Genomic DNA, 1,443 nt, shown 5'->3' on the forward strand with positions numbered 1-1,443 from the left:
TAAAAAGAATTATTAACAATTTGGAGGACAAAAAATAATGACTAAACTACAAATCAAATTACTATCAGAAAACGCAACAATGCCGACACGTGCTAATGCAACTGACTCCGGTTTAGACCTATATGTGTCCGAAACAACAGTGATAGAACCTCACACAACAGTAGCAGTTAAAACAGATGTTGCAATTAACTTACCTTATGGTTATGAAGCACAAGTCAGACCACGTTCTGGTAAATCGCTTAAAACTAAACTGCGTGTAGCGTTGGGTACGATAGATCAAACCTACCACAAAGAGATTGGAATTATCACAGATAATATCAGTGATGGACCTATAACTGTTAAACAAGGCGAACGTTTAGCACAGTTAGTCATCGCACCCGTTTCTTATATGCAGCCGGTAGAAGTAGAAGAGTTTGAAAATGAAAGTAACAGAGGCGCTTACGGTAGTACAGGAGAATAAATGTTAACCGCCTCGAATTCGGTACGTATAAAAAACTAAACCGGTTGGATTCGACGGGTTTAAAAACAAGCTTGGCGGTTCGTCCGCCTTGCTATTAGGAGGTAAATACTATGTTTGGAATAATCAGGGATCTTACAGATACATTTAGCTTTAGTGAATGGAATGTACTTTGGGTCGATGATAAAGGTGAATCGCATGGCAAGCGTTTTTATTATAAAACAGATTGCCATATATCAATATAAAGATGGAAAGAGCAGGGTGGTAAATATGTACACATATAAAACAGAACAAAAAACAGTAACCAAAGATGAAGTTTTATTTAAAAACGGTATAACCACAGTAGATGTAGATGAAGGTAGATTCTTACAATACAATGATTACTTTGAACATAAAACTTTTTATCAATGTCCTAAATGCAAAAGTCTAAATAATTATTTTGAAATGGATTATCTTGATAATTTGCCATCTACCATTATAAGAATTTGCGAAGATTGCGGGTATCAACATACTACTGATTTAATGGAGGAAGACAATGATTAATATTCCTAAAATGAAGTTTCCCCAAAAATACACTGAGATAATAAAAAGATATAAAGATAGTCCGCCCGAAGAAAAAGCTAAACTTGAAGATGAGTTTATCAAAGCCATCAATGATAAAGAAAGTAAATTTTACAGCCCTATATTGGCTAATACGAACGAATACGAATTAAGAGCTATGCTTAAGTTAATACCTAGTTTGATTGACACTGGAGATGATAAGAATGATTAAAACTATATTTAAAATTATCTTAACGCTTACACTATACGAAGCAGCTAAATACATCATTGAACAACTTATTATTTACCGTACACAGAATGACGAAGTGGAAGTACCTAGTGACTTTAACATAAACGATCACATACATCTTATTAATTTAAAAGCAGAGGTGAGTGAATAATGTGGATAGCTCTAACCATTCTCTTCGCTCTCCTCTCTCTTGTGC

General features: G+C 34.4%; 4 protein-coding genes. All 4 read left to right on the top strand.

The genetic code is table 11. From position 1 onward, the window contains the following. Positions 1 to 37 precede the first annotated feature (37 nt). The 4 genes from dut to rinB all read left to right on the top strand — a co-directional run bounded on the left by dut (position 38) and on the right by rinB (position 1,398). Positions 38 to 460 (top strand): dUTP diphosphatase, encoded by a 423-nt coding sequence (gene dut / locus HMPREF3270_RS02415; protein ID WP_070848640.1) that lies wholly within the window; start codon positions 38 to 40, stop codon positions 458 to 460. 195 nt (positions 461 to 655) lie between these two features. Next, positions 656 to 1,000, top strand: a complete 345-nt coding sequence (locus tag HMPREF3270_RS02420) for a hypothetical protein (RefSeq protein ID WP_218117692.1) — start codon at positions 656 to 658, stop codon at positions 998 to 1,000. Beyond that, the gene (locus HMPREF3270_RS02425; RefSeq protein WP_070848642.1) at positions 993 to 1,229 is read left to right on the top strand and encodes a DUF7366 family protein; all 237 of its coding nucleotides are present in this window, start codon (positions 993 to 995) and stop codon (positions 1,227 to 1,229) included. Before HMPREF3270_RS02420 ends, HMPREF3270_RS02425 begins: the two co-directional genes overlap by 8 nt. Then, the gene (gene rinB, locus HMPREF3270_RS02430) at positions 1,222 to 1,398 is read left to right on the top strand and encodes a transcriptional activator RinB (RefSeq protein WP_070848643.1); all 177 of its coding nucleotides are present in this window, start codon (positions 1,222 to 1,224) and stop codon (positions 1,396 to 1,398) included. The genes HMPREF3270_RS02425 and rinB overlap by 8 nt, the downstream gene beginning before the upstream one ends. The last annotated feature ends 45 nt before the right edge of the window (positions 1,399 to 1,443 follow it).

It is taken from the genome of Staphylococcus sp. HMSC65H10, assembly GCF_001839185.1.
Taxonomy (GTDB): Bacteria; Bacillota; Bacilli; order Staphylococcales; family Staphylococcaceae; genus Staphylococcus; species Staphylococcus simulans.

What these genes read in the sequence shown, in the direction of transcription:
- dut (WP_070848640.1), top strand. Translation starts at nt 38, where the DNA reads ATGACTAAACTACAAATCAAATTACTATCAGAAAACGCAACAATGCCG.
- HMPREF3270_RS02420 (WP_218117692.1), top strand. Translation starts at nt 656, where the DNA reads ATGGCAAGCGTTTTTATTATAAAACAGATTGCCATATATCAATATAAA.
- HMPREF3270_RS02425 (WP_070848642.1), top strand. Translation starts at nt 993, where the DNA reads ATGATTAATATTCCTAAAATGAAGTTTCCCCAAAAATACACTGAGATA.
- rinB (WP_070848643.1), top strand. Translation starts at nt 1,222, where the DNA reads ATGATTAAAACTATATTTAAAATTATCTTAACGCTTACACTATACGAA.